The 22,395-nt window shown below is 71.7% G+C and carries 19 protein-coding genes and 4 tRNA genes; 12 read left to right on the forward strand and 11 right to left on the reverse strand.

Features of this window, described 5'->3' with window-relative positions:
- Nucleotides 1–131: 131 nt before the first annotated feature.
- Nucleotides 132–2,309 (reverse strand): DEAD/DEAH box helicase, encoded by a 2,178-nt coding sequence (locus SYYSPA8_RS19730; protein WP_323448557.1) that lies wholly within the window; start codon nucleotides 2,307–2,309, stop codon nucleotides 132–134.
- Nucleotides 2,310–2,558: 249 nt separating this feature from the next.
- On the opposite strand from SYYSPA8_RS19730, the gene SYYSPA8_RS19735 reads away from it, so the two are divergent.
- On the forward strand, nucleotides 2,559–2,804 hold the full coding sequence (locus tag SYYSPA8_RS19735) for a hypothetical protein (RefSeq protein WP_323448558.1): 246 nt from the start codon (nucleotides 2,559–2,561) through the stop codon (nucleotides 2,802–2,804).
- Nucleotides 2,805–3,334: 530 nt separating this feature from the next.
- On the opposite strand, the gene SYYSPA8_RS19740 is transcribed toward SYYSPA8_RS19735, so the two are convergent.
- Both SYYSPA8_RS19740 and SYYSPA8_RS19745 read right to left on the reverse strand, forming a co-directional pair.
- On the reverse strand, nucleotides 3,335–3,700 hold the full coding sequence (locus SYYSPA8_RS19740) for a fluoride efflux transporter FluC (protein WP_323448559.1): 366 nt from the start codon (nucleotides 3,698–3,700) through the stop codon (nucleotides 3,335–3,337).
- The gene (locus tag SYYSPA8_RS19745) at nucleotides 3,693–4,241 is read right to left on the reverse strand and encodes a fluoride efflux transporter FluC (protein WP_323448560.1); all 549 of its coding nucleotides are present in this window, start codon (nucleotides 4,239–4,241) and stop codon (nucleotides 3,693–3,695) included. Before SYYSPA8_RS19745 ends, SYYSPA8_RS19740 begins: the two co-directional genes overlap by 8 nt.
- 162 nt (nucleotides 4,242–4,403) lie before the next feature.
- Between SYYSPA8_RS19745 and SYYSPA8_RS19750 the strand changes: the two genes are divergently transcribed.
- The 6 genes from SYYSPA8_RS19750 (at nucleotide 4,404) to SYYSPA8_RS19775 (ending at nucleotide 7,535) form a co-directional block, all read left to right on the forward strand.
- Nucleotides 4,404–4,754: a metallopeptidase family protein gene (locus tag SYYSPA8_RS19750; protein ID WP_323448561.1), complete on the forward strand. Its 351-nt coding sequence runs from the start codon at nucleotides 4,404–4,406 to the stop codon at nucleotides 4,752–4,754.
- A 116-nt stretch (nucleotides 4,755–4,870) separates the two neighbouring features.
- The gene (locus SYYSPA8_RS19755; RefSeq protein WP_323448562.1) at nucleotides 4,871–6,382 is read left to right on the forward strand and encodes a metallophosphoesterase family protein; all 1,512 of its coding nucleotides are present in this window, start codon (nucleotides 4,871–4,873) and stop codon (nucleotides 6,380–6,382) included.
- 133 nt (nucleotides 6,383–6,515) lie between these two features.
- Nucleotides 6,516–6,588: transfer RNA gene (locus SYYSPA8_RS19760), tRNA-Glu, on the forward strand.
- A 38-nt stretch (nucleotides 6,589–6,626) separates the two neighbouring features.
- Nucleotides 6,627–6,701, forward strand: a tRNA-Asp gene (locus tag SYYSPA8_RS19765).
- Nucleotides 6,702–6,722: 21 nt separating this feature from the next.
- Nucleotides 6,723–6,796: transfer RNA gene (locus SYYSPA8_RS19770), tRNA-Phe, on the forward strand.
- A 55-nt stretch (nucleotides 6,797–6,851) separates the two neighbouring features.
- A complete protein-coding gene (locus tag SYYSPA8_RS19775; RefSeq protein ID WP_323448563.1) occupies nucleotides 6,852–7,535 on the forward strand; it encodes a histone deacetylase in 684 nt (227 codons plus the stop codon).
- Here SYYSPA8_RS19775 and SYYSPA8_RS19780 read toward each other — a convergent pair.
- From SYYSPA8_RS19780 to SYYSPA8_RS19790, 3 genes are all read right to left on the reverse strand, one after another.
- The gene (locus tag SYYSPA8_RS19780; protein ID WP_323448564.1) at nucleotides 7,530–8,390 is read right to left on the reverse strand and encodes a cytochrome c biogenesis CcdA family protein; all 861 of its coding nucleotides are present in this window, start codon (nucleotides 8,388–8,390) and stop codon (nucleotides 7,530–7,532) included. The two genes, SYYSPA8_RS19775 and SYYSPA8_RS19780, sit on opposite strands and share 6 nt — an antisense overlap.
- Nucleotides 8,387–9,181: a DsbA family protein gene (locus tag SYYSPA8_RS19785; RefSeq protein WP_323448565.1), complete on the reverse strand. Its 795-nt coding sequence runs from the start codon at nucleotides 9,179–9,181 to the stop codon at nucleotides 8,387–8,389. The genes SYYSPA8_RS19780 and SYYSPA8_RS19785 overlap by 4 nt, the downstream gene beginning before the upstream one ends.
- A 222-nt stretch (nucleotides 9,182–9,403) precedes the next feature.
- Complete coding sequence (locus SYYSPA8_RS19790; protein ID WP_323448566.1) at nucleotides 9,404–9,775, reverse strand: hypothetical protein; 372 nt, start codon at nucleotides 9,773–9,775, stop codon at nucleotides 9,404–9,406.
- Nucleotides 9,776–9,957: 182 nt separating this feature from the next.
- Here SYYSPA8_RS19790 and hrpA point away from each other — a divergent pair, with 182 nt between their 5' ends.
- From hrpA to SYYSPA8_RS19805, 3 genes are all read left to right on the forward strand, one after another.
- Complete coding sequence (gene hrpA / locus SYYSPA8_RS19795; protein WP_323448567.1) at nucleotides 9,958–13,890, forward strand: ATP-dependent RNA helicase HrpA; 3,933 nt, start codon at nucleotides 9,958–9,960, stop codon at nucleotides 13,888–13,890.
- Between the two features lie 94 nt (nucleotides 13,891–13,984).
- Nucleotides 13,985–14,059 (forward strand) — tRNA-Asp (locus tag SYYSPA8_RS19800).
- Nucleotides 14,060–14,501: 442 nt separating this feature from the next.
- A complete protein-coding gene (locus SYYSPA8_RS19805) occupies nucleotides 14,502–14,861 on the forward strand; it encodes a DUF6274 family protein (protein ID WP_323448568.1) in 360 nt (119 codons plus the stop codon).
- A 387-nt stretch (nucleotides 14,862–15,248) separates the two neighbouring features.
- Here the strand turns inward: SYYSPA8_RS19805 and bldC are convergent, their stop codons facing one another.
- Entirely contained in the window at nucleotides 15,249–15,455 is a 207-nt protein-coding gene (gene bldC, locus SYYSPA8_RS19810; protein WP_003949541.1) for a developmental transcriptional regulator BldC, read from the reverse strand.
- A gap of 477 nt (nucleotides 15,456–15,932) precedes the next feature.
- Entirely contained in the window at nucleotides 15,933–16,856 is a 924-nt protein-coding gene (locus tag SYYSPA8_RS19815; protein ID WP_323448569.1) for a hypothetical protein, read from the reverse strand.
- Between the two features lie 159 nt (nucleotides 16,857–17,015).
- Here SYYSPA8_RS19815 and SYYSPA8_RS19820 point away from each other — a divergent pair, with 159 nt between their 5' ends.
- Both SYYSPA8_RS19820 and SYYSPA8_RS19825 read left to right on the forward strand, forming a co-directional pair.
- The gene (locus SYYSPA8_RS19820; protein WP_323448570.1) at nucleotides 17,016–18,107 is read left to right on the forward strand and encodes a Leu/Phe/Val dehydrogenase; all 1,092 of its coding nucleotides are present in this window, start codon (nucleotides 17,016–17,018) and stop codon (nucleotides 18,105–18,107) included.
- Between the two features lie 281 nt (nucleotides 18,108–18,388).
- Nucleotides 18,389–18,637 (forward strand): DUF3073 domain-containing protein, encoded by a 249-nt coding sequence (locus SYYSPA8_RS19825; RefSeq protein WP_323448571.1) that lies wholly within the window; start codon nucleotides 18,389–18,391, stop codon nucleotides 18,635–18,637.
- A 119-nt stretch (nucleotides 18,638–18,756) separates the two neighbouring features.
- Here the strand turns inward: SYYSPA8_RS19825 and purM are convergent, their stop codons facing one another.
- The 3 genes from purM to SYYSPA8_RS19840 are packed head-to-tail and all read right to left on the reverse strand — an operon-like array spanning nucleotide 18,757 to nucleotide 22,336.
- Nucleotides 18,757–19,863, reverse strand: coding sequence for a phosphoribosylformylglycinamidine cyclo-ligase (purM, locus tag SYYSPA8_RS19830; RefSeq protein ID WP_323448572.1), 1,107 nt, complete (start codon nucleotides 19,861–19,863; stop codon nucleotides 18,757–18,759).
- A gap of 49 nt (nucleotides 19,864–19,912) precedes the next feature.
- Nucleotides 19,913–21,430 carry an amidophosphoribosyltransferase gene (purF, locus tag SYYSPA8_RS19835; protein WP_323448573.1) on the reverse strand — a complete coding sequence of 506 codons (1,518 nt, stop codon included), beginning with the start codon at nucleotides 21,428–21,430 and terminating at the stop codon, nucleotides 19,913–19,915.
- Between the two features lie 51 nt (nucleotides 21,431–21,481).
- Nucleotides 21,482–22,336 (reverse strand): META domain-containing protein, encoded by an 855-nt coding sequence (locus SYYSPA8_RS19840; protein WP_323448574.1) that lies wholly within the window; start codon nucleotides 22,334–22,336, stop codon nucleotides 21,482–21,484.
- Nucleotides 22,337–22,395 lie beyond the last annotated feature (59 nt).

A 22,395-nucleotide genomic window follows, 5' to 3' on the forward strand; every position in this document is an offset into this window, starting at 1 on the left:
CCACGAGTCACCCCCGAGCATAGCTTCCCCCGGCGCGGGAGCCGATCGGGTATCCCGGTCGGAGGAGCGGCGGAGGCGGGTGGGGGGACGGAACAGCGCCCGTGTCCGGGGACACGGGCGCTGTCAGTGGATCAGCCGTTGCGCTTCCAGCGCGGCTTGTCGTCGCGGCGGCCGAAGGAGCCGGTGCCGGTGCCGCGGTGGTCGTCGCGGCGGCCGTACGGGCGGTCCGAGGAGCCGGAGCGGAAGCCGCTGGAGGCCGGGCGGTCGTCGCGGCGGTCGCGGTTGAACGGGCGGTCGCTGCCACGGTGGCCGCCGCTCGGGCGGTCGTCGCGGCGGAAGGACGAGCCGCCACGGTCGTCGCGACGCTCGAACGAGCCACCGGACGAACCACGGTCGTCACGACGGAACGAGGAGCCACCACGGTCGTCACGACGCTCGAAGGAACGGCCACCACGGTCGTCGCGACGGAAGGACGAGCCACCACGGTCGTCGCGACGCTCGAACGAGCCACCCGACGAACCACGGTCGTCACGACGGAACGAGGAGCCACCACGGTCGTCACGACGCTCGAAGGAGCGACCACCACGGTCGTCACGACGGTCGTCGCGGCGGAAGGACGAGCCACCGCGGTCGTCGCGGCGGAACGAGCCGCCACGGTCGTCACGGCGCTCGAAGGAGCCACCGCGGTCGTCACGGCGGTCGAAGGAGCGGGAGGAGGAGGACCGGCGGTCGAAGTTGCCGCGGTCGTCGCGGCGCTCCACCGGCTGCTCCGCGACCGCGTCGGCGGCCACGGCGGCGGTGACCTCGGCCTCGGCGGCCTCCGTCACCTCGGCGACGGCCGTCTCCGGGTCGTCGCCGCGCTCGCGCGCCGCGCGGGCCACCAGACGGTCGGCCTCCTCGCGCAGCTCGACGGCGCGCCGCTGGATGCGCTCCAGCTGGCGGGTGAGGTCGGCGACCTCGCGCTCCGCCTGCTTGGCGGCGTTGTTCGCGGAGTCGGCCTGGACCTCGGTCAGCGAACGGGCGCCGGTGATCTCGGCGACCTCCGGGTCGAACGCGCCGGCGCCGCCGACGATGTGGCGCGAGGCGTCGACGCCCGCGTCCTCCATCAGACGGAAGATCTGGCGGCGCTGGTGCGGCAGCGACAGCGAGACGACGGTGCCGGACTTGCCGGCGCGGGCGGTACGGCCCGAACGGTGCAGGTAGTCCTTGTGGTCGCCGGCCGGGTCCACGTTCAGGACCAGGTCGATGCCGTCGACGTGGATGCCGCGCGCGGCGACGTCGGTCGCGACGAGCGCGTTGACGTAGCCGTCCTTGAAGTCGGCCAGCGTGCGGGTACGCGCGCCCTGGGTCATGCCGCCGTGCAGGGCGTCGGCCTTCACACCGGACTCGCGCAGCTGCTCGGCGATGCGGTCCGCGCCCAGCTGGGTGCGGACGAAGATGATGGTGCGGCCCTTGCGCGCGGCGATCGCGGCGGTGACCGGCGCCTTGTCCTTCGGCTTCACGACGAGGACGTGGTGGGTCATCGTGGTGACGTTGCCCTGGGCGCTGTCGACCTCGTGGCTGACCGGGTTGGTCAGGTAGCGCTTGACCAGCGTGGAGATCTCGTTCTCCATCGTCGCGGAGAACAGCATGCGCTGGCCGCCGGACGGGACCTGGTCGAGCAGCTCGGTGACCTCGGGCAGGAAGCCCAGGTCGGACATCTGGTCGGCCTCGTCGAGGACGGCGACCTGGACGTTCTCCAGGGAGCAGGCGCCCCGGTTGATGATGTCGCGCAGCCGGCCCGGGGTGGCGACGAGGATGTCGACACCGCGCTCCAGCGCGTAGATCTGGTTGCCCATGGACGTACCGCCGCAGACGACCTTCATCTTCAGGCCGAGGACGTCGCCGTACGGCTGGAGGGCGTCCGCCACCTGCATGGCCAGCTCACGGGTCGGGGTGAGGATGACCGCGCGGGGCTTCTTCTTCTCGGTGCGGCCCTCGGCGAGACGCGCCAGGGTCGGCAGACCGAAGGACAGGGTCTTGCCGGAGCCGGTGCGGCCGCGGCCCAGGATGTCCTTGCCGGCCAGGGCGTCCGGGATGGTCGCGGCCTGGATCGGGAACGGGGAGGTGACACCGTTCTGCGCCAGCTTGCGGACGACGCCCTCGGGCAGGCCCAGGTCGGCGAAGGTGATGGTCGGCTCCGTGACCTCGGTCACCTCGGTCACCTCGGCGACCTCGACGATCTCGGCGGACTCGGTGATTTCCACGGCGTCGGCCGTGATCTCCGTGTCGACGGGCATGACGGCGTGATCAGTACTGAAATTGGACATGCGAAATGCGAAACCTTCCGGAGTCTCGGCACGCGCCCAAACTCCGTGATTTCGCTATTCGACCGCCTCGATGCGGTCAGTCACGGCTAGGGAGAGTACGCGCCACACGGCGCACATCTTTTTCGGCGCCGGGCAATGGGATCAAACGATCTACCACCATACGCACCCTCCCCCGTCCAAGGCAAACCGCGACCGGGTGAGCCAGGGCACACCGCCCCGGGACCCCGGGCCGGCGCGGCCCGCCCGGCGGTGGGACGGGGCCCTGCGGGCTACGCCACCGTCATCCGCAGCGCCCCCGCGTGGACCTCGGGCGCCGAGGTCGGCGACGGGTCCTGCGACGTCTCGCTCGGGGTCGGCGTCGGGGTCTCCTTCGGCGGTTCGGACGTCGGCGGCACCGGGGTGGCGGGCGTCGGCGTCGCGGGCGGCACCGTACCGCCGCCGCCCTTCGTCGGCTCCGGGACGGTCCCCGGCGGCCGGGGCCGGGTGGGCATCTGACCGCCGCCCCCGCTCCCGCCCCGGGACGGCTTCGCCGGGGGCACGGCGGCCGTCCCCGCGCCGCTCGCGCTCCGGGACCCCTCCGGCGCCCCCCGCGCGCCGCTCGCGGCCGCCGAGCCGGTCCGGGTGGCCGGCGGCCCGGAACCGCCCGGCGGGGGCCCACCGGGCAGCACATGCCCGCCGTCGGGTTCGGGGACGGTGTCCGTCCGGTCCGCCGACGAGCTGGGCCCCGGTCGGCGGCCTCCCCCCTTGTCGTCGCTCACGCTCATACAGCCCGCCGTGGCTGCGAGCGCCAGCACGGTGGCGAACGCGACAGCCAGACGGCCGGGGGCGGACATACGGCGCACGGGGGCACCTCCGGGAAGGGAACGGGAAAGGAAGCGGGGAAGCGGGCAAGCGGGCAAGCGGGGACAGGCGGACGGTCGCCCTGCCCAACTCCCCGCGCCCCGCGAGGGACACGCCCCGGTGCCTGACAAGGACACGACCCGCGGGAAACACCACGGCCCACGGGAAACGGAACCGACCGTCCGTCAGCCCGCGAACGCCCGCCCCAGCACCACACCCGCGGCCAGTGCCCCGATCCCCACGCCCGCCGACACCCCCACGTGCGCCGCCGCGAGCCCCGCCCGCCCCCGCTCGACCAGCCGCAGCGTCTCGTACGAGAAGGCCGAGTACGTACTCAGCGCACCGCACAGCCCCGTACCGAGCAGGCTGTACGCGGCCGGGGGCACCGACGCCCCCATCAGCAGCCCCATCAGCAGACAGGCGACCGCGTTGACGGTCACCGTGCCCCAGGGCAGCGGCGAGGCGTGGCGGGCCTGGACCGCGCGGTCGGTGAGGTAGCGCAGCGGTGCGCCGACGGCCGCGCCGGCCGCCACCAGCAGCCAGTCACCCACCGTGCCCACCACGCCCACCACGCGCACCGGGCCCGCGGGCGAGGACGGCCCGCGTGGCGGCGGCGGCGAGCCAGACCGCCGTGACGCAGCAGAGGACCGTGCCTGCCGCGTAGAGCAGCGCGACGGCGTGCTCCCGGCGCTCCAGGAGGACATGGATGTCACCCGCGTACGCCGAGAAGGTGGTGAACCCTCCCAGCACCCCCACGCCCGCGAACGGCCGCACCAGCGGGTGCGCGGCCCGGCCGTCGGCGGCGATCAGCTGCATCAGGACCCCCATGAGCGCGGAACCGCAGGCGTTGATCACGAAGGTGGTCCAGGGGAAGCCCCGGCCGGACCAGGGCCAGGCCAGGAAGAGCCCGTACCGCGCCAGCGCGCCGGCCACCCCGCCCGCCGCGATCACCGCGAGGAGCAGCGGCAGCCGGGCCCCGGCGGTCTCCGCGCGCTGGGCGGGGACCCGCAGGTCCACCTCCGGGTCGACAGCGGCGTACAGGTCGTCCGGGCCGTCCGGGCCGGGCCCCGCTCCCGGCCCGCGGGCGGTCATCCGCGCCCCGGTGCGCACGCCGGGCGGGCTGAAAGGGTCGGAAGGGGTTCGCCGGTCTCCACGGGGGCATTCTCCCGCCGCCCGGGGTCCGCACGGTGGCGCCGCCGGGAAAGATCCTCACCGGGCCCGCCGCAAGTGACCCCGCTCACGGAGAATGGCCCTGTGCTGGAGATGACGCGAGACGCCTTTGAAGAGCTGGTGGCCGAGGCCCTGGACACGATCCCGCCCGAGCTGACCCGGGTGATGGACAACGTGGCGGTGTTCGTGGAGGACGAGCCCGACCCCTCCGACCCGGAGTTGCTGGGCCTGTACGAGGGCACCCCGCTCACCGAGCGCGGCGAGTGGTACGCCGGGGTGCTCCCCGACCGCATCTCCATCTACATGGGCCCCACGCTCCGGTACTGCGAGACCCGGGACGACGTCGTGCACGAGGTCGCCGTGACCGTCGTCCACGAGATCGCCCACCACTTCGGCATCGACGACGAACGGCTCCACGAACTCGGCTGGGGCTGACCCGCCGCGCCTCCGCCGAGCCTCCGCCGAGGCCACGCCGAGCCTCCGCCGCGCCCTTCCCGGGGCCCTGACCAGCCCTCCGCATACGGCGCCGGAGCGCTGGGCATAGGGGCCCAATGGCACGCGTACGCGAAGCCCTGGCAGCGCTGCGGACCACCCTCCAAAACCGGACACGCAAACGGACACGTGACCGGAAGTCGACACCCAACCGGACCCGGGACCGGGAGTGGACCCGGACCCTCGGCCTGTTCTGCGTCGTCGTCACCGGCGCCTGGCTCGGGCTGCTGATCGCGGGCGCGGTCCACACCTCCGTCGGCCCCATGGACACCCGGATGGCCCTGCGCCCCGACCTCGCCGGCGGCACCCGCATCGACATCGCCCCGCTCGGCGCCCTCGAACTGGACTCCCACACCGCGCCCGTCCGCCTCGACGTCGCCGTGGACCGGCTCGACCCCGTCCGCTCCCGGGCCCTGGTGGAGCGCCCCGAACGGCTCGCCGGGCTCCAGGAGGAGGTCGCGGCCGACGTCACCGCCGGCACCACCGAACTCGCCGTCCGCTCCTGCGCCGCCGCCGTCACCGGGGCCACCGCCCTCGGACTCGCCGTCTACCGCCGCCCGCGCCGGGCGCTCACCGCCGGCGGCCTCGCCCTGGCCCTGCTCGCGCTCTCCGGCGCCACCGCCGCCGCCACCTGGAACCCCCGCTCCGTCCTGGAGCCCCGCTTCTCCGGGCTGCTCACGAGCGCGCCCTCGCTCGTCGGCGACGCGCGCTCGATCGTCACCGACTTCGACGTCTACCAGCGGGAGCTGGCCCGTCTGGTCACCAACGTCACCCAGTTGTACGAGGCCACCTCCACCCTGCCCACCTTCCGGCCGAACCCCCTGACCACCCGGGTGCTGCATGTCTCCGACATCCATCTCAACCCGGCGTCCTGGCAGGTGATCGGCACGATCGTGGAGCAGTACGACATCGACGTGATCATCGATTCCGGCGACACGATGGACCACGGGACCACCGCCGAGAACGGCTTCCTGGCACCGGTCGCGGAGCTGGGGGCGCCCTATGTGTGGGTACGCGGCAACCATGACTCGTCCGCCACGCAGGCGGCCCTCGAACGGATGCGGAACGTCCATGTCCTGGACGGCGGACGGGCCGTGACCGTGGCCGGCGTACGGATCGCGGGCAGCGGCGACCCGCAGTTCACCCCCGACCGCACGGCCGTCGCCGGGGGCGCCCCGGCCGAACGGATGATGGGCATCCGGCTGGCCTCCGCCCTGCGCGACCAGACCCGCGCGGGCACCCCCGCCGACATCGCCGTCGTGCACAACCCGGTCGCGGCCCGCGAGACCGACGGGACGGTCCCGCTCGTCCTCGCCGGCCACATCCACCGCCGGGTGAACGAGACGCTGCCCCGGGGCACCCGGCTGCGCACCGAGGGCTCCACGGGCGGCGGTGGGCTCCGCGCCCTGGAGGGCGGGGAGCCGGAGAAGGTCCGCGCGTCGGTGCTCTATCTGGACCGGGACACCCGGCGGCTCCAGGCGTGGGACGAGATCACCCTCGGCGGTCTGGGGCTGACGACCGCCGAGGTCAGCCGTCATCTCCCGGACGAGAACCGGCCCCGGGGCCGCTGACGGACACCCCGCCGGCACCACCCGTTCGGAGCCCTGGAGGGCGGCCGCGAAAAGCGTTTTGGCGATACCTCCCGCCATCCCATATGCTTCTCACGTCCCCGAGGCGCTGAGAAGGCGCCCAGGCGGGCCTTTAGCCCTCATCGTCTAGTGGCCCAGGACGCCGCCCTTTCAAGGCGGTAGCACGGGTTCGAATCCCGTTGGGGGCACGCAGTATCTGTGCGAGACTAGTGCTCGCACAAAGCTTGGTCCTGTGGAGCAGTTTGGAGTGCTCGCCACCCTGTCAAGGTGGAGGCCGCGGGTTCAAATCCCGTCAGGACCGCTACGACCCTCGTGGTCGTTCGGCTGGGTAGCTCAGTTGGTACGAGCGTCCGCCTGAAAAGCGGAAGGTCGCCGGTTCGACCCCGGCCCCAGCCACCTTCGCCCTCCGGGGCACACAGCCTCACCGAGGATTCTCGGTGAGGCTGTTCTCATGTCCACCACCGTTCACCGCCCCGGCGCACGGCCGCCGGGACCCGCCCGGCAGCCGGAGCGGGTCTGGTACGCCGCGTACGGCTCCAACATGGACCCCGCGCGGCTCCATCACTATCTCGTCGGCGGCCGGCCGCCCGGTTCGGCCAGGAGCTGTCCGGGCTGCCGCGAGCACCGGCCCCCCGCCGACAGTGTCCCCGTCGAGCTGCCGGGGGTGCTCTACTTCGCCACCGAGTCGGCGGTCTGGGGCGGCGGCCGCGCCTTCTACGACCCGGACGCGCCCGACACTCCCGGCGGGCCGGTCCGGATGGTCGCCCGGCTCATCACCGCCCGGCAGTTCTCGGACATCGCCGCCCAGGAGATGTACCGGAGCCCCGGCACCGATCTGGATCTGCGGAGCGTCATCGAGGAGGGCCGCGAAGAGCTGGGTCCGGGGCGGTACGAGACGCTGCTGTGCCCCGGTTTCCTGGACGGGCTGCCCCTGCTGACCTTCACCGCTCCCTGGGGGTACGCGGACGTCGCCTGGAACCGCCCGTCCGCCGCGTATCTGCGGCACCTCGCCGCCGGTCTGCTCACCGCCGGCGCCTGGGACGCCGGGGACATCGCCCGCTATCTCGCCGCCGCGCCGGGCGCCGCCGGGGCCTGGACCCCGGCGGCGGTCACCGGGCTGCTCGCGCCCTCATGACACGGACGCATCCGACGCGGACGCCTCCGTGTCGCCGGGGGTGCGGCGCTTCCATCCCCGTACCCCCAGGGCGATCGCGACCAGCGCCACCACGCCGATCAGCAGCGCCCAGTCGGGGACGGCCTCGCCCAGCCGGGCCGCCCGCTGTTCGGCGGCGAAGGAGTCGTCGACGGAGAGCAGGCCCGGGAGCGCCGTTGTCCCGTCGAAGACCAGGAAGAGCGTGCCCAGGACGATGAAGAACAGCCCGGACGCCAGGGACGTGGTGTGCGGGCGGAACCGGCCGACCGTCAGGGTGCGGCCGCGCAGCCAGCGGCGGCGGCCCAGGTCGAAGCGGTCCCAGAGCAGGGCGAGCAGGAAGAGCGGGACGGCCATGCCCAGGGCGTAGACCGCGAGCAGCAGCCCCCCGTAGACCGGGCTGCCGCTGAGCGCGGAGACGGTGAGCACACTGCCCAGGATCGGGCCCGCGCAGAAGCCCGCGAGGCCGTAGACGAGGCCGAGGGCGTAGACGGGGGCGGCGGTCACCGGGCGGAGCCGGCCGGAGATCTCCGCCATCCGGCGGGAGGCGAAGCCCAGGCCCAGGATCTGCGCCACGCCGAGGGCGATGATCAGCCAGCCGCCGACGGCGACCAGCAGATCGCGGTTGCCGTAGAAGAAGCGGCCCGCGTAGGAGCCCGCGACGCCGAGCGGGACCAGGGTGGTCGCGAGACCGGCGTAGAAGATCCCGGTCCGCACCAGCAGCCTGCCCGCCGAGTCCAGCGAGTACGCGAAGAACGCGGGCAGGAGCAGTGCGCTGCACGGGCTGATCAGGGCGAGCAGCCCGCCCAGGAACGCGGCCAGATAGCCGATGTCCGTCATCGGTCCGCCTTGGCCGGGCCGCCGGAGGAGCCGGCGGCCTTCGGCGCCGCCCGGTGGGCCGCCTCGATGGCCTCGGTGAAGGTCGCCATGGGCTGGGCCCCGGCGATCGGCCGGCCGTTGACCAGGAAGGACGGGGTGGAGCTCGCGCCCAGTTCGTACGCCTCCTCCTGGTCCTCGCGGACGGCGGCCTTCGCGGCGTCGCTGTCCAGGTCGCGGGCGAACCGGTCCAGGTCCTTCACCCCGGCCTCCTCGGCGAGGGCGCGCACCCGGTCCTTGCCGAAGCCCTTCTCCTTGGCGCCCTCGGCGTACGCGGCGGAGTGGAACTGCCAGAAGCGGCCCTGCCGGCCGGCCGCCCACGCGGCGCGCGCGGCGTTCTCTGACTCCGCGCCGAAGATCGGGAAGTTGCGCCATTCGATGCGCAGCACCCCGTCCTCGACATACTTCTCGATCAGCTCGGGCTCGGTGTCGCGGGCGAACTTGCCGCAGTAGCCGCACTTGAAATCGGCGTACTCGATCATGACGACGGGTGCGTCGGCCCGGCCCACGGCAAGCGGGTCCTTCGCGTCGCGGCGGGCCAGCTTCGCCAGCTCGGGATAGACGCCGCTCTGCGGGTCGGCGGAGACCTCGGCGGGCGCGGTCGAGGTGGAGGTGGTGGTGGCCTCGTCGTCGGGCTTGGTGGCGGTGTAGGAGGCGAGTCCGAGGAGCAGCGCGGCGACGACGACACCCGCGCCGATGATCACGGGCTTGCGGGAGGACTTGGCGGCGGGCTTGCCGGAAGAGGAGGAAGGCATGGTGGTTCGGTTCTCCTGAACGAGGGTGGGGGCCGGGCCCGGGGACGGTGCGCCGGGAGACGGCCCGGGGAGGGGAGGGAGCGGCGGCCCCGGGCCGTCCATGAGCACGCTGGACAGGGCAGGGGCGGAAGCGGCGGCAGCGCCGGGGCGATCGGCTCCGGCCGCGCGCGAGCGGGCGCGCGGGCGGCTGGACGGACGGGCCCGCACGGTCCGCGCCCGTCCCTACACCCGCAGGACCGACAGATCCACCGGTGTCGGCGGTCCCACCGGCGGCGGCCCCCGGTCCGGCGCCACCCCGGGCGCCCACCCCTGCCACGGCTGGCCGGCCGCCGCGCCGTACACGGCACAGGCCACCGGAGCGGGCTCGTACGGGGAGGGGGCGCGCGGCGGCGGGGACGGATGGGCCCCCCGGTCGTCGTCCGGCGCGCCCTTGCCGCAGCCCTTCGGCTCCCCCACGGCGCTGGCCACGGGCATCTCGGCCACCGGTTCGGCGGCGGACGCCGGGCAGGCCAGGGCGAGCAGCGCGAGGACCATGGCCAGCAGCACGGCCGCCGACATCGGCAGTCGGCCCCGTGGCACACGGCGAAGCGGCATGGACGCGCTGTCCCTTCCCCGCTGCGGCGCGCGGTCGCCGGCGGCTGAGTCGAAGCTGAGTCGAACCGGGCCGAGCTGTTCGCTGGGCCGAGCTGATCAGAATGATCTGCTCCATACTGCACCAGCCCCCGCGCGAAATGGGTTCGCCAGTGCTCCGACCGGGGTGCGATCCTGGGATCCGTATGTCTACTTCCTTCGCCGACCTTCAGAAGCTGCTGGCCGGGGTCTCGCTGCGGGACTCCCACCGGCTCGGCCGCCGTCTCGAAGGCGCTCGCCGCATCCGTAAGCCCGAAGCGCGGCAGGCCGTGCTGGACGAGATCGCCGCCGAGGCCGGGAGCGCCGCCGAGCGGACGGCCCGGCGTGCGGCGCGGGTGCCCGAGGTCAGTTATCCGCAGCAGCTGCCCGTCAGCCAGCGCAAGGACTCGATCCTGGAGGCGATACGCGACCACCAGGTCGTGATCGTCGCCGGTGAGACCGGGTCGGGCAAGACGACCCAGATCCCGAAGATCTGTCTGGAGCTGGGCCGGGGCGTCCGGGGCATGATCGGCCATACCCAGCCCCGGCGGATCGCCGCCCGCACGGTCGCCGAGCGGGTCGCGGAGGAGCTGGACACGCCCCTCGGCGAGGCCGTCGGCTGGAAGGTCCGCTTCACCGACCAGGTGAACCCTGACGCGACCTTCGTCAAGCTGATGACGGACGGCATCCTGCTCGCCGAGATCCAGACCGACCGCGAGCTGCGCGCCTACGACACGATCATCATCGACGAGGCGCACGAGCGGTCCCTCAACATCGACTTCCTGCTCGGCTATCTGGCCCAGCTGCTGCCGAAGCGGCCGGACCTCAAGGTCGTGATCACCTCCGCGACCATCGACCCCGAGCGCTTCTCCCGGCACTTCGGCGACGCCCCGATCATCGAGGTCAGCGGGCGCACTTATCCGGTGGAGGTCCGCTACCGGCCCCTGCTGGACGAGGACGAGGAGGAGAGCGGGGACAGCGACCGCGACCAGATCACGGCGATCTGCGAGGCCGTCGAGGAGCTTCAGGGCGAGGGCAAGGGCGACATCCTGGTCTTCCTCTCCGGGGAGCGCGAGATCCGCGACACGGCGGACGCCCTCAACAAGAGGAACTATCGCTTCACGGAAGTGCTGCCGCTGTACGCGCGGCTCTCCCACGCCGAGCAGCACCGGGTCTTCCAGCCGCACACCGGCCGCAGGATCGTTCTGGCCACCAACGTCGCCGAGACCTCGCTGACCGTCCCCGGCATCCGGTACGTCATCGACCCCGGCACCGCCCGGATCTCCCGCTACAGCCACCGCACCAAGGTGCAGCGGCTGCCGATCGAGCGGATCAGCCAGGCCAGCGCCAACCAGCGCAAGGGCCGCTGCGGCCGTACCTCGGAGGGCATCTGCATCCGGCTGTACTCGGAGGAGGACTTCGAGGCCCGGCCCGAGTTCACCGACGCGGAGATCCTGCGGACGAACCTGGCCTCCGTCATCCTCCAGATGACCGCCGCCGGCCTCGGCGACATCGAGAAGTTCCCCTTCATCGACCCGCCGGACCACCGCAACATCCGCGACGGTGTGCAGCTCCTGGCGGAGCTGGGCGCCTTCGACCCGGCGCAGAAGGACCCCCGCAAGAAGCTCACCCCGCTCGGGCGGCAGCTCGCCCAGCTGCCCGTCGACCCCCGGCTGGCCCGGATGGTCGTCGAGGCCGACAAGAACGGCTGTGTCCGCGAGGTCATGGTGATCGCCGCCGCGCTCTCCATCCAGGACCCGCGCGAGCGCCCCGCCGACAAGCAGACCCAGGCCGATCAGCAGCACGCCCGCTTCAAGGACGAGACCTCCGACTTCCTCGCCTTCCTGAACCTGTGGCGGTACGTCCGCGAGCAGCAGCGCGAGCGCGGCTCGTCCAGCTTCCGCCGGATGTGCAAGCAGGAGTATCTGAACTATTTGCGCATTCGCGAATGGCAGGACATCTACGCCCAGCTGCGGCAGGTGACGAAGACCCTCGGCATCCACATCAACGAGGACGACGGCCCCGAGTCCGGTGTCCATGTCTCCCTGCTCGCCGGGCTCCTCTCCCACATCGGGCTGAAGGACACGGACGCCAAGAACGAGTACCTGGGCGCGCGCGGCGCCAAATTCGCCCTCTTCCCCGGCTCGGCGTTGTTCAAGAAGCCGCCCCGGCTGGTGATGTCCGCCGAGCTGGTGGAGACGTCCCGGCTGTGGGCCCGGGTCAACGCGAGGATCGAGCCGGAGTGGGTCGAACCGCTCGCCCAGCACCTGGTCAAGCGCGTCTACAGCGAGCCGCACTGGGAGAAGGACCAGGCGGCGGTCATGGCGTACGAGAAGGTCACGCTCTACGGCGTGCCGATCGTCGCCCAGCGCAAGGTGAACTACGGGCGGATCGACCCCGAGACATCCCGGGATCTTTTCATTCGCAACGCCCTGGTCGAGGGCGACTGGCGGACGCACCACAAGTTCTTCGCCGACAACCGCAGGCTCCTCACCGAGGTGGAGGAGCTGGAGAACCGCGCCCGGCGGCGCGACATCCTCGTCGACGACGAGACCCTCTTCGACTTCTACGAGCAGCGGGTGCCCGCGCACGTCGTCTCGGGCGCGCACTTCGACTCCTGGTGGAAGCACAAGCGGCAGGAGGAGCCCGACCTGCTCGACTTCGAGCGGGAAATGCTCATCAACGAGAAGGCGGGCGCGGTCACCAAGGAGGACTATCCGGACTCCTGGCGGCAGGGCCGGCTGAAGTTCCGGGTGACCTACCAGTTCGAGCCGGGCGCGGACGCGGACGGCGTCACCGTCCACATCCCGCTCCAGGTGCTGAACCAGGTCACCGGCGAGGGCTTCGACTGGCAGATCCCCGGGCTGCGGGAGGAGGTCGTCATCGAGCTGATCCGCTCCCTGCCGAAGGCGATCCGCCGCCACTACGTCCCGGCGCCGAACTACTCCGGCGCCTTCCTGGAGCGCGCGGTGCCGCTCCAGGAGCCGCTGCCGGTCACCCTGGCGCGGGAGCTGCACCGGATGGTCGGGGTGCCGGTCTCCGCCGACGACTTCGACCTGACCCGGGTCCCCGACCATCTCATGATCACCTTCCGGATCGTGGACGAGCGGCGCCGGACGCTGGCCGAGGACAAGGACCTGGAGGCGCTGAAGCTGAAGCTGCGCCCGAAGGCCCGCCAGGCCCTCTCCCGGGCGGCGGCGGCCACCGCAGGCCCCGAGGGCGGCTCGATCGAGCGGACCGGCCTCACGGACTGGACGATCGGGACGCTGACGAAGGTCTTCGAGACCCGCCGGGCGGGCCAGCCGGTCAAGGCGTACCCGGCGCTGGTGGACGCGGGCGACACGGTCTCCGTACGGCTCTTCGACACGGAGGCCGAGCAGCGGCAGGCGATGTGGCGGGGCACCCGCAGGCTGATCCTGCTCAACATCCCCGTCAACCCGGCGAAGTTCGCGTCGGACAAGCTGAGCAACCAGCAGAAGCTGGCGCTCTCGGGCAATCCGCACGGCTCGGTGCAGGCCCTGTTCGACGACTGCGCCATGGCGGCGGCGGACCGGCTGATAGCCGACCACGGCGGTCCCGCGTGGGACGAGGAGTCCTTCCGCAAGCTGTACGACCTGGTCCGGGCCGACCTGGTGGACACCACCGTGCGGACGGTGGGCCAGGTGCAGCAGATCCTGGCCGCCTGGCAGGCGTGCGAGCGCCGGCTGAAGGCGACGAACAGCCTGGCGCTGATCAACAACGTCCAGGACGTACGACAGCAGCTCTCGGCCCTGATGCCGGCGGGCTTCGTCACCGCGACCGGGCTGCGGCGGCTGCCGGACCTGATGCGCTATCTGGTGGCGGCGGACCGCCGGCTCCAGCAGATGCCGACCTCCGTCCAGCGGGACACCACCCGGATGGAGAAGGTCCACGAGATGCAGGACGAGTACGCGTGGCTGCTGGAACAGCTCCCGAAGGGGCGGCCGGTGCCGCAGGAGGTCCTGGACATCCGCTGGATGATCGAGGAGCTGCGGGTGAGCTACTTCGCGCACGCCCTGGGCACCGCGTATCCGGTTTCGGACAAACGCATCGTGAAGGCGATCGACGCCCTGGCGCCGTGACGACCCGATCACCCAGAGCGAGTTCGACCAGCGGGCCACCCCTGCTGTAGAGTCTCTTCTCGCAGCCCAGCGCAACAATCGGACTGCGAAACCTGGTCCTGTGGAGCAGCTTGGAGTGCTCGCCACCCTGTCAAGGTGGAGGCCGCGGGTTCAAATCCCGTCAGGACCGCAGTAAAGAAGGCCCGCACTGGTTCGCCGGTGCGGGCCTTCCGCGTACCAGGAGATCCGGGGCCCTGGGGGCCGCGCCGCGCGGCGGAGCCGCGAATCGACACAGCAAATCCCGTCCGGACCGCGCCGGACCAGACCCCTACCGGATCGCCGGCACAGGCCCTCCGCACACCAGGAGACCCGGGGCCCTGAGGCCGCGCCGCGCGGCGGAGCCGCGAATCGACACAGCAAATCCCGTCAGGACCGCAGTAAAGAAGGCCCGTACTGGTTCGCCGGTGCGGGCCTTCCGCGTACCAGGAGACCCTGTGCCCCGGGGGCCCACCACCCACCGCCAGTACGCGCCTTCGGCGCACCCGCCTCCTTGACGGCCCCCCTCCGCACCGGTACCCACTCCTTAACGGCCCGGCGCGGGCCCGCACCCACCACAGGCGGAGGTGACGTGCATGGCGGCGGCCACGGTGAAGCGGCACGCGACGAGGGCCCTGCTGCGGGCCCATCTGTCGGCCGCTTCCGGCTATCGGCATCTCACCCGGCACTGCCCCATCTGCCACCGGCTGCTGCGGCTCGCCATGGAGCCCAGCGAGGGCGAGGCGGGACCCGGCCGGCACCAGCACGGCCAGTCGCCCGCCGGCGGCGCTCCCACGGCCCCTCGGGGGACATCTGACGGCCCTTCGGGGGCCGCGACCACCGATCACCCCGGACGGGCCTCCGCGGCCGTCACCGGGGGCGCTACGGGCGGCCATCCGCCGGCCGCGGCGGCGCGGGTCGCGACGGACGGGGACGAAGGTCCTGCCGGAGAGTGACTTCGGCCCGCTTGAACCGGGGCCGCGGAGCGGGACACTCGACATTGGCAAGAGGTACATGGTGTGACGGGTGTCACCGTATAGGTTTTCAAAACCCCGGCACTTACCACCCACCTACACCCAATCAATTTAATATGTGCAATGGCACTGTCCTCCGAACAGTCCCCCCACGCCTCGCACACCCCTCCCCCACACCGCGAGCCGGACGAATCCCCACCGCCGGGCGGACGGAGCCCGCTCCCGGAAGCGGGCAGAAAAAATCGCGCTGGACTCGGCGGAGTCCAGCGCGATCCATGACAGGCCCTGTTGGGGCAGATGCCCGTCATACCGTGCTTGTGGTGGGTCGTCACCGGGATGGGGGTCCCGGGCCGGCCCGTTCAGCGAGGGTCAGGCCTCGCTGCGCTGCTGCGGGATACCGGCGAGCAGCGCCCGTACCTCCGCCTCGCGGTAGCGGCGGTGTCCGCCGAGCGTGCGGATCGACGTGAGCTTGCCTGCCTTCGCCCAGCGGGTCACCGTCTTCGGGTCCACGCGGAACATCGTGGCAACCTCAGCCGGGGTCAGCAGCGGCTCGGCATCAGGGGTGCGAGCGGTCATGAGCGGCCTCCTCGGGAGAACCGAACCTTCTCGGTTCTTTCCTCTAAATTCTGCACCTTGACCCGCGTTGCCCGAAATGGCAGGCGCGGGTCGAGTCGGTTATAGGACGAACGGCTTGTCCTCGGCACTACAACTACACCATCTGTCCAGCCACGTCGGCCAAACCGACGGAATTGCCCTCCGAGGTGTCCATCAGTGGCTGAACCTCGATGGACCATGCCATAGCGGACAGTCACGTCACAGTGACGATCAGTCACAGAGCGAGCAGGAGCCACCAGACCCCCCATAGAGCGCAATGCAAAGCAATCCGCCCTTAGTTGGGCGGAAGGAACCCTCCCCGGACTCCTTGTCCTATTTTGACACGAGGGTAGGCGATAGGCGCAAGAGCCCAGTTAGTGCAGTCCGTCACGCTTGAGGCAAAGGCCCGGATCGGGACCTAGGGCCTGAACGGAGGGCCTCAATCATCCACACATTCGCTCAGTTTGCGAATTGCCGGTCCCGGACCGCACGCCAACGCGCCACAAGCCGGGCATATGACTCGGCCGCGGCTTCCCGGTCCCCCGACCGCAGCGCCGCGACGCCCGCCGCCACATCCGCCGCCGAGTGATCACCGGCGAGCCGGTCCGCCGGAAGCGCGTGCACCAGGCCGCCGTAGTCCAGCTCGACCAGGGACCTCGGATGGAACTCTTCCAGCCACTTCCCCACCACGAGCAGCCCTTCGCCGAGCCGCGCCGCACCCCGCACGGAGTCCACCGGATCCACCGGATCTACCGGATTCTTCGCGTCCGCCGCACCGGTCGCACCCATCGCACTCCGCGGGCCCTGCGCGTCCCGCAGCACCCGCAGGGTCCGGGCCACCCGCCGGCGGGCCTGGGCCATCGGGGTGCGGTAGCGGAGCACGGCCGCGCCGTCGCCGGGCGGCTCGTACTCCCGTTCCCCGTCGTCGAAGAGGACGAACCAGCGCACCGGCACCCGCCACAGAGCGCTCCGGATCCAGGGCCGGGCGTCCGGATGGCGCTCCCGCCAGCGCTCCCAGTCCGCCGCGACCTGCCGGCGCACCACCGGCGGCAGCGCCGCGTCGAGCAGCGCGGCCGGCAGCCGTCCGGTCAGCTCCTCCAGGGCCAGCCAGCCGCGCAGCCGGGTCCCCCAGGGGCAGATCCGCACCTCGCCGTCGGCCTCCGTGACAAAGGCGTCGGCGCTCTCGTGGACGGGTACCGGGACCGGCGGGGTGGGGAGCAAATCAGCCAGTGACCGCCGCAGTTCGTCCTGGGCGGTGAGGGCCCGGCCGCCCTCGGCGTAGCGGGCCCAGCGCTCCCGTTCGGGCGGCGGGAACGCCGCCAGGGGCTCGTAGACCCGTAGGTAGGCCGCGTAGGGAACGAGGACCGACGACACCGCTGGCATGCGTAAATCCTTCCACGCGCATCCCCCGCGCGGGGGTGATCCCGGGCACGGCACCCACCGGGCGCCCCGGAAGGACTTACTCTCGTGCACTGTCGGATCCTCCCCACCCACAGGACGGGTCCTTCACCACCCGCCGCTTCGTACTTGGGAGTCACCACCGTGACCGATGTGACCGGAGCCCCCGCCGATGTCCTGCACACCCTGTTCCAGTCGGATCAGGGCGGGCATGAACAGGTCGTGCTCTGCCAGGACCGCGCCTCCGGCCTGAAGGCCGTGATCGCGATCCACTCCACCGCCCTGGGCCCCGCCCTCGGCGGGACCCGTTTCCATCCGTACGCCACCGAGGCCGCCGCCGTCGCCGACGCGCTCAACCTCGCCCGTGGCATGTCGTACAAGAACGCCCTCGCCGGTCTCGACCACGGCGGCGGCAAGGCCGTGATCATCGGCGACCCCGACACGCTGAAGTCCGACGAGCTGCTGCTCGCCTACGGCCGCTTCGTGGACTCGCTCGGCGGCCGGTACGTGACCGCCTGCGACGTCGGTACGTACGTGGCCGACATGGACGTCGTCGCCCGGGAGACCCGCTGGGCCACCGGCCGCTCCCCCGAGCACGGCGGCGCGGGCGACTCGTCCGTGCTCACCGCGTACGGCGTCTTCCAGGGCATGCGCGCCTCGGCCCGGCATCTGTGGGGCGACCCCTCGCTCGCCGGGCGCAAGGTCGGCGTCGCCGGCGTCGGCAAGGTCGGCCACCATCTGGTGGAGCACCTGCTGGAGGACGGGGCCGAGGTGGTGATCACCGATGTGCGCCGGGACGCCGTGGAGCGAATTCTGGCCAAACATTCCCGTGTGTCCGCCGTCGCCGACACCGACACCCTGATCCGGGTCGAGGGCCTCGACGTCTACGCCCCCTGCGCGCTCGGCGGCGCGCTGAACGACGCCACCGTCCCGGCGCTCACCGCGCGGGTGGTCTGCGGCGCGGCCAACAACCAGCTGGCCCACCCCGGTGTCGAGAAGGACCTCGCCGACCGGTCGGTGCTCTACGCGCCCGATTACGTGGTGAATGCCGGCGGGGTGATCCAGGTCGCCGACGAGCTGCACGGCTTTGACTTCGACCGGTGCAAGGCGAAGGCGGCCCGCATCTACGACACCACGCTGGAAATATTCGCTCGTGCAAAGAGCGATGGGGTTCCGCCGGCCGTCGCGGCCGACCGGATCGCCGAGCAGCGGATGGCGGACGCCCGCCTTCGCTGATCTTCGCCGGGGCTCGGCCCGCCGGAGTGGGGACGCGGACTCACCCCCGGTCGGCGGGTCGAGTGCCAAGAAGAGGTTAATATCGCAGGTGACCAGCGAGGACGGGGCTCCTCGCGGGTTCTGCGAAGTGGCACGTCATGCGGGCGGCGTACCGTATGGCTGCGGAAGCAGGTACCGTTGAAGCCCTACGGGCCGGTCTCTCCGCGGAGAGTCCGTTCCGACTCATGAACGCGTGTCAAGACTCTGGGGTCGTCGAGCCCCGTCACCGAGGGGGTCGAGCCATGGGGCGCGGCCGGGCCAAGGCCAAGCAGACAAAGGTCGCCCGCCAGCTGAAGTACAACAGCGGCGGGACTGACCTGTCGCGTCTGGCCAACGAGCTGGGCGCTTCGACTTCGAGCCAGCCTCCGAATCCGGAGCCGTTCGAGGACGACGACGAGGAAGACGACCCGTACGCACAGTACGCGGATATGTACAACGACGATGACGACGACGAGGAATCGGACTCGCCGTCTCAGCGTCGCGGCGCTTGACGCCGCAGAATCACTGACCCGGTCCGGATTCTCCGGACCGGGTTCTGTGCTCTTCCGCTCCGGCGGGGCGAACCCGCGGGGACGGGCCGGCCGGACGCGCCGGCCGGGCCCCGCCTCCGTCAGACCGCGTACTCCCCGACCAGCTCGGCACCCGTGGTGTTCTCGCCACGCTCGGTGATCTCTCCCGCGATCCAGGCGTCGACGCCCCGGTCCGCGAGCAGGGTCAGCGCCACGTCGGCCGTCTCCCCAGGGACGACGGCGATCATGCCGACGCCCATGTTGAGGGTCTTCTCCAGCTCCAGCCGCTCGACCTTTCCGGCCGTGCCGACCAGGTCGAAGACCGCGCCCGGCGTCCAGGTGGAACGGTCGACCACGGCGTGCAGACCGTCGGGGATCACCCGGGCCAGATTGTTCGCGAGCCCGCCGCCGGTGACATGGCTGAAGGCGTGCACCTCGGTGGTCCGGGTCAGCGCCAGACAGTCCAGCGAGTAGATCCGCGTCGGCTCCAGCAGCTCCTCGCCCAGCGTCCGGCCCAACTCGGCGACCTCGGCCTCCAGCGCCATCCCGGCCCGGTCCAGGAGGACATGGCGCACCAGCGAGTACCCGTTGGAGTGAAGGCCGGAGGAGGCCATCGCGATGACCGCGTCCCCCGTACGGATGCGATCGGGGCCCAGCAGCAGGTCCGCCTCGACCACGCCGGTGCCCGCGCCCGCGACGTCGAAGTCGTCCGGGCCGAGCAGCCCCGGGTGCTCGGCGGTCTCGCCGCCGACGAGGGCGCAGCCCGCCAGGACACATCCCTCCGCGATGCCCTTGACGATCGCGGCGACCCGCTCGGGGTGGACCTTGCCGACGCAGATGTAGTCGGTCATGAAGAGCGGCTCGGCGCCGCAGACCACGATGTCGTCGACGACCATGCCGACCAGGTCGTGGCCGATGGTGTCGTACACGCCCAGGCGGCGGGCGAGGTCGACCTTGGTGCCCACGCCGTCCGTGGCGGAGGCCAGCAGGGGGCGCTCGTACCGCTTGAGGGCGGAGGCGTCGAAGAGTCCGGCGAAACCGCCGAGGCCGCCGAGGACCTCGGGGCGGTTGGTCCGCTTGACCCACTGCTTCATCAGCTCGACGGCGCGGTCGCCCGCCTCGATGTCGACTCCCGCGCCGGCATAGCTGGCGCCGGCCGCGGTGGCGGTCTGCGGCTGCGGAACTCCGGCAAAAGACTCGGCTGTCATGGCAGAGAAAGCTTTCCTGTCGTTACTGCGGGGCACCGGGCTGCTGCGGCTACGGACGGCGGAGTGCGTCGGCGGCGTCGGCGCCGCCCGCCAGCTCGGTTTCGAGCAGCTGCTTGCCGAGCAGCTCGGGGTCGGGAAGCTCCATCGGGTACTCGCCGTCGAAGCAGGCACGGCAGAGGTTCGGCTTGTCGATGGTGGTCGCGTCGATCATGCCGTCGATGGAGATGTACGAGAGCGAGTCCGCGCCGAGCGAGGCGCCGATCTCCTCGATGGTCATCCCGTTGGCGATCAGCTCCGCGCGGGTGGCGAAGTCGATGCCGAAGAAGCAGGGCCACTTGACGGGCGGGGAGGAGATCCGGATGTGGACCTCGGCCGCGCCGGCCTCGCGGAGCATCTTCACCAGGGCCCGCTGGGTGTTGCCCCGGACGATGGAGTCGTCGACGACGACCAGCCGCTTGCCCCGGATGACTTCCTTCAGGGGGTTCAGCTTCAGCCGGATGCCCAGCTGGCGGATGGTCTGGGAGGGCTGGATGAAGGTCCGCCCGACATAGGCGTTCTTGACGAGACCGGAGCCGTAGGGGATGCCGCTGGCCTCCGCGTAGCCGATGGCGGCGGGGGTGCCCGACTCCGGAGTGGCTATCACCAGATCGGCGTCGACCGGTGCTTCCCTGGCCAGTTTTCGGCCCATCTCCACACGGGAGAGATAGACGTTCCGGCCGGCGATGTCGGTGTCGGGGCGGGCGAGGTAGACATACTCGAAGACACAGCCCTTGGGCTTTGCTTCTGCGAATCGAGAGGTGCGGACACCGTTCTCGTCTATCGCGATCAGCTCGCCCGGCTCGATCTCCCGGACGTAGGTCGCGCCGCAGATGTCGAGCGCCGCGGACTCGCTGGCGACCACCCAGCCGCGGTCGAGCCGGCCGAGGACGAGGGGGCGGATGCCCTGCGGGTCCCGGGCCGCGTAGAGGGTGGACTCGTTCATGAAGACGAGCGAGAAGGCGCCCCGGACCTCGGGGAGCACCCGGGAGGCCGCGGCCTCGATCGGGAGCGGCTTGCCGTCGCCGTCCACCTGGCCCGCGAGCAGCGCGGTGACCAGGTCGGTGTCGTTGGTGGCCGCTACCTGGGTGGCTCGGCCGTCCTGGCGGGGGAGATCGGCGACCATCTCGGCGAGCTGGGCGGTATTGACCAGATTGCCGTTGTGGCCGAGGGCGATGGAGCCGTTGGCTGTCGCCCGGAAGGTCGGCTGCGCGTTCTCCCAGACCGAGGCTCCGGTCGTGGAGTAGCGCGCGTGTCCTACCGCGATATGGCCGCGGAGGGAGCCGAGGGAGGTTTCGTCGAAGACCTGGGAGACCAGTCCCATGTCCTTGAAGACGAGAATCTGTGATCCGTTGCTGACCGCGATACCCGCGGATTCCTGGCCTCGATGCTGGAGGGCGTAGAGCCCGAAGTACGTGAGCTTTGCGACCTCTTCACCCGGAGCCCAGACACCGAAGACGCCGCAGGCGTCCTGAGGGCCCTTCTCACCGGGGAGCAGATCGTGATTGAGTCGACCGTCACCACGTGGCACGGACCCGAGTGTAGGCGAGATCGACCACTGGTCCGAATTGGGGAGGGTACGCTACCGCTCCGCCAGCGCGTGGGCACCGGCTCCGGAGGGGCCGGTGAGGGTGAGATTCCGGTGCTGGAGGGTGTAGCGGACCGTCCCGTCGAGCACCGTGAGCAGATGGGCCTCGACCTGCCCGGCCGTGCCCGTGCAGAGCTTGCGGGTGGTGGAGATCCGGCCCAGGGTGATCTTGTCGCCGGTGGCGGTGGCACTGCCGCGGAAGGTGTTGCAGCCGAGGCTGCCGCTGATCGTGCCGCCCTTGCCGTCCTTGGCGAAGGTGAGCTTGGCCCGGCCCTCCGTACCGCCGGGGACCGGCTCGGACAGATCGCCGGTGAGCAGGTCGGTCACCGTCCAGACGGTGCCGGCCAGCGGGGCGGGCTCCTCGGTGGTGAGGGCGACCGTGGTGCCGTTGGGGGCGGTGAGGGTGAGCCGGTCGCCGTCGCGGACCGCCTTCAGCCGGCCCTTGAGGACCTCGGACAGCGCGTTCTCGAAGGCCTGGATCTCGGTGGAACAGGCCATCTGCGTCATGCCCTCCTGCCGGAGGGTGAGGGTGTCGCCGCGCAGGACGGCTTCGGCCCCGAACTGGTTGCAGCCCAGGCTGCCCTGGAGGCGGCCCTTGCCGGTCAGCTCCAGATGGGTCTTCGACCCGGCCGGGGCCGCGCGCTTCTTCCCGTCGGCGGTGAGGCTGTCGACGGTCCACCGCACCCCGGTCAGGGCGGCCGCGGAGGGGTCGACGGACGGCGCGGCGCTGCTGCCGCCGCCGGGCCGGGAGTCCTTGCCGTCCCCGCTCTCCGAGGCGGTGGTGCTGCCGCAGGCGGTGAGGGCGAGCAGGGTGAGGGCGGTGAGGGGGACACTCAGGTGACGGCGCATGCTCCTGGGACGGAACGGCCGCCGATTCGGTTCCCCGTTCGAACTCCGGCGGTCCGCGT

Origin of the sequence: Streptomyces yaizuensis (assembly GCF_034961445.1) — a bacterium.
Taxonomy (GTDB): Bacteria; Actinomycetota; Actinomycetes; order Streptomycetales; family Streptomycetaceae; genus Streptomyces; species Streptomyces yaizuensis.

What these genes read in the sequence shown, in the direction of transcription:
- SYYSPA8_RS19730 (WP_323448557.1), bottom strand. Translation starts at nt 2,309, where the DNA reads ATGTCCAATTTCAGTACTGATCACGCCGTCATGCCCGTCGACACGGAG.
- SYYSPA8_RS19745 (WP_323448560.1), bottom strand. Translation starts at nt 4,241, where the DNA reads ATGACCGCCCGCGGGCCGGGAGCGGGGCCCGGCCCGGACGGCCCGGAC.
- SYYSPA8_RS19755 (WP_323448562.1), top strand. Translation starts at nt 4,871, where the DNA reads ATGGCACGCGTACGCGAAGCCCTGGCAGCGCTGCGGACCACCCTCCAA.
- SYYSPA8_RS19775 (WP_323448563.1), top strand. Translation starts at nt 6,852, where the DNA reads ATGTCCACCACCGTTCACCGCCCCGGCGCACGGCCGCCGGGACCCGCC.
- SYYSPA8_RS19780 (WP_323448564.1), bottom strand. Translation starts at nt 8,390, where the DNA reads ATGACGGACATCGGCTATCTGGCCGCGTTCCTGGGCGGGCTGCTCGCC.
- SYYSPA8_RS19785 (WP_323448565.1), bottom strand. Translation starts at nt 9,181, where the DNA reads ATGCCTTCCTCCTCTTCCGGCAAGCCCGCCGCCAAGTCCTCCCGCAAG.
- SYYSPA8_RS19790 (WP_323448566.1), bottom strand. Translation starts at nt 9,775, where the DNA reads ATGCCGCTTCGCCGTGTGCCACGGGGCCGACTGCCGATGTCGGCGGCC.
- hrpA (WP_323448567.1), top strand. Translation starts at nt 9,958, where the DNA reads ATGTCTACTTCCTTCGCCGACCTTCAGAAGCTGCTGGCCGGGGTCTCG.
- SYYSPA8_RS19805 (WP_323448568.1), top strand. Translation starts at nt 14,502, where the DNA reads ATGGCGGCGGCCACGGTGAAGCGGCACGCGACGAGGGCCCTGCTGCGG.
- bldC (WP_003949541.1), bottom strand. Translation starts at nt 15,455, where the DNA reads ATGACCGCTCGCACCCCTGATGCCGAGCCGCTGCTGACCCCGGCTGAG.
- SYYSPA8_RS19815 (WP_323448569.1), bottom strand. Translation starts at nt 16,856, where the DNA reads ATGCCAGCGGTGTCGTCGGTCCTCGTTCCCTACGCGGCCTACCTACGG.
- SYYSPA8_RS19825 (WP_323448571.1), top strand. Translation starts at nt 18,389, where the DNA reads ATGGGGCGCGGCCGGGCCAAGGCCAAGCAGACAAAGGTCGCCCGCCAG.
- purM (WP_323448572.1), bottom strand. Translation starts at nt 19,863, where the DNA reads ATGACAGCCGAGTCTTTTGCCGGAGTTCCGCAGCCGCAGACCGCCACC.
- SYYSPA8_RS19840 (WP_323448574.1), bottom strand. Translation starts at nt 22,336, where the DNA reads ATGCGCCGTCACCTGAGTGTCCCCCTCACCGCCCTCACCCTGCTCGCC.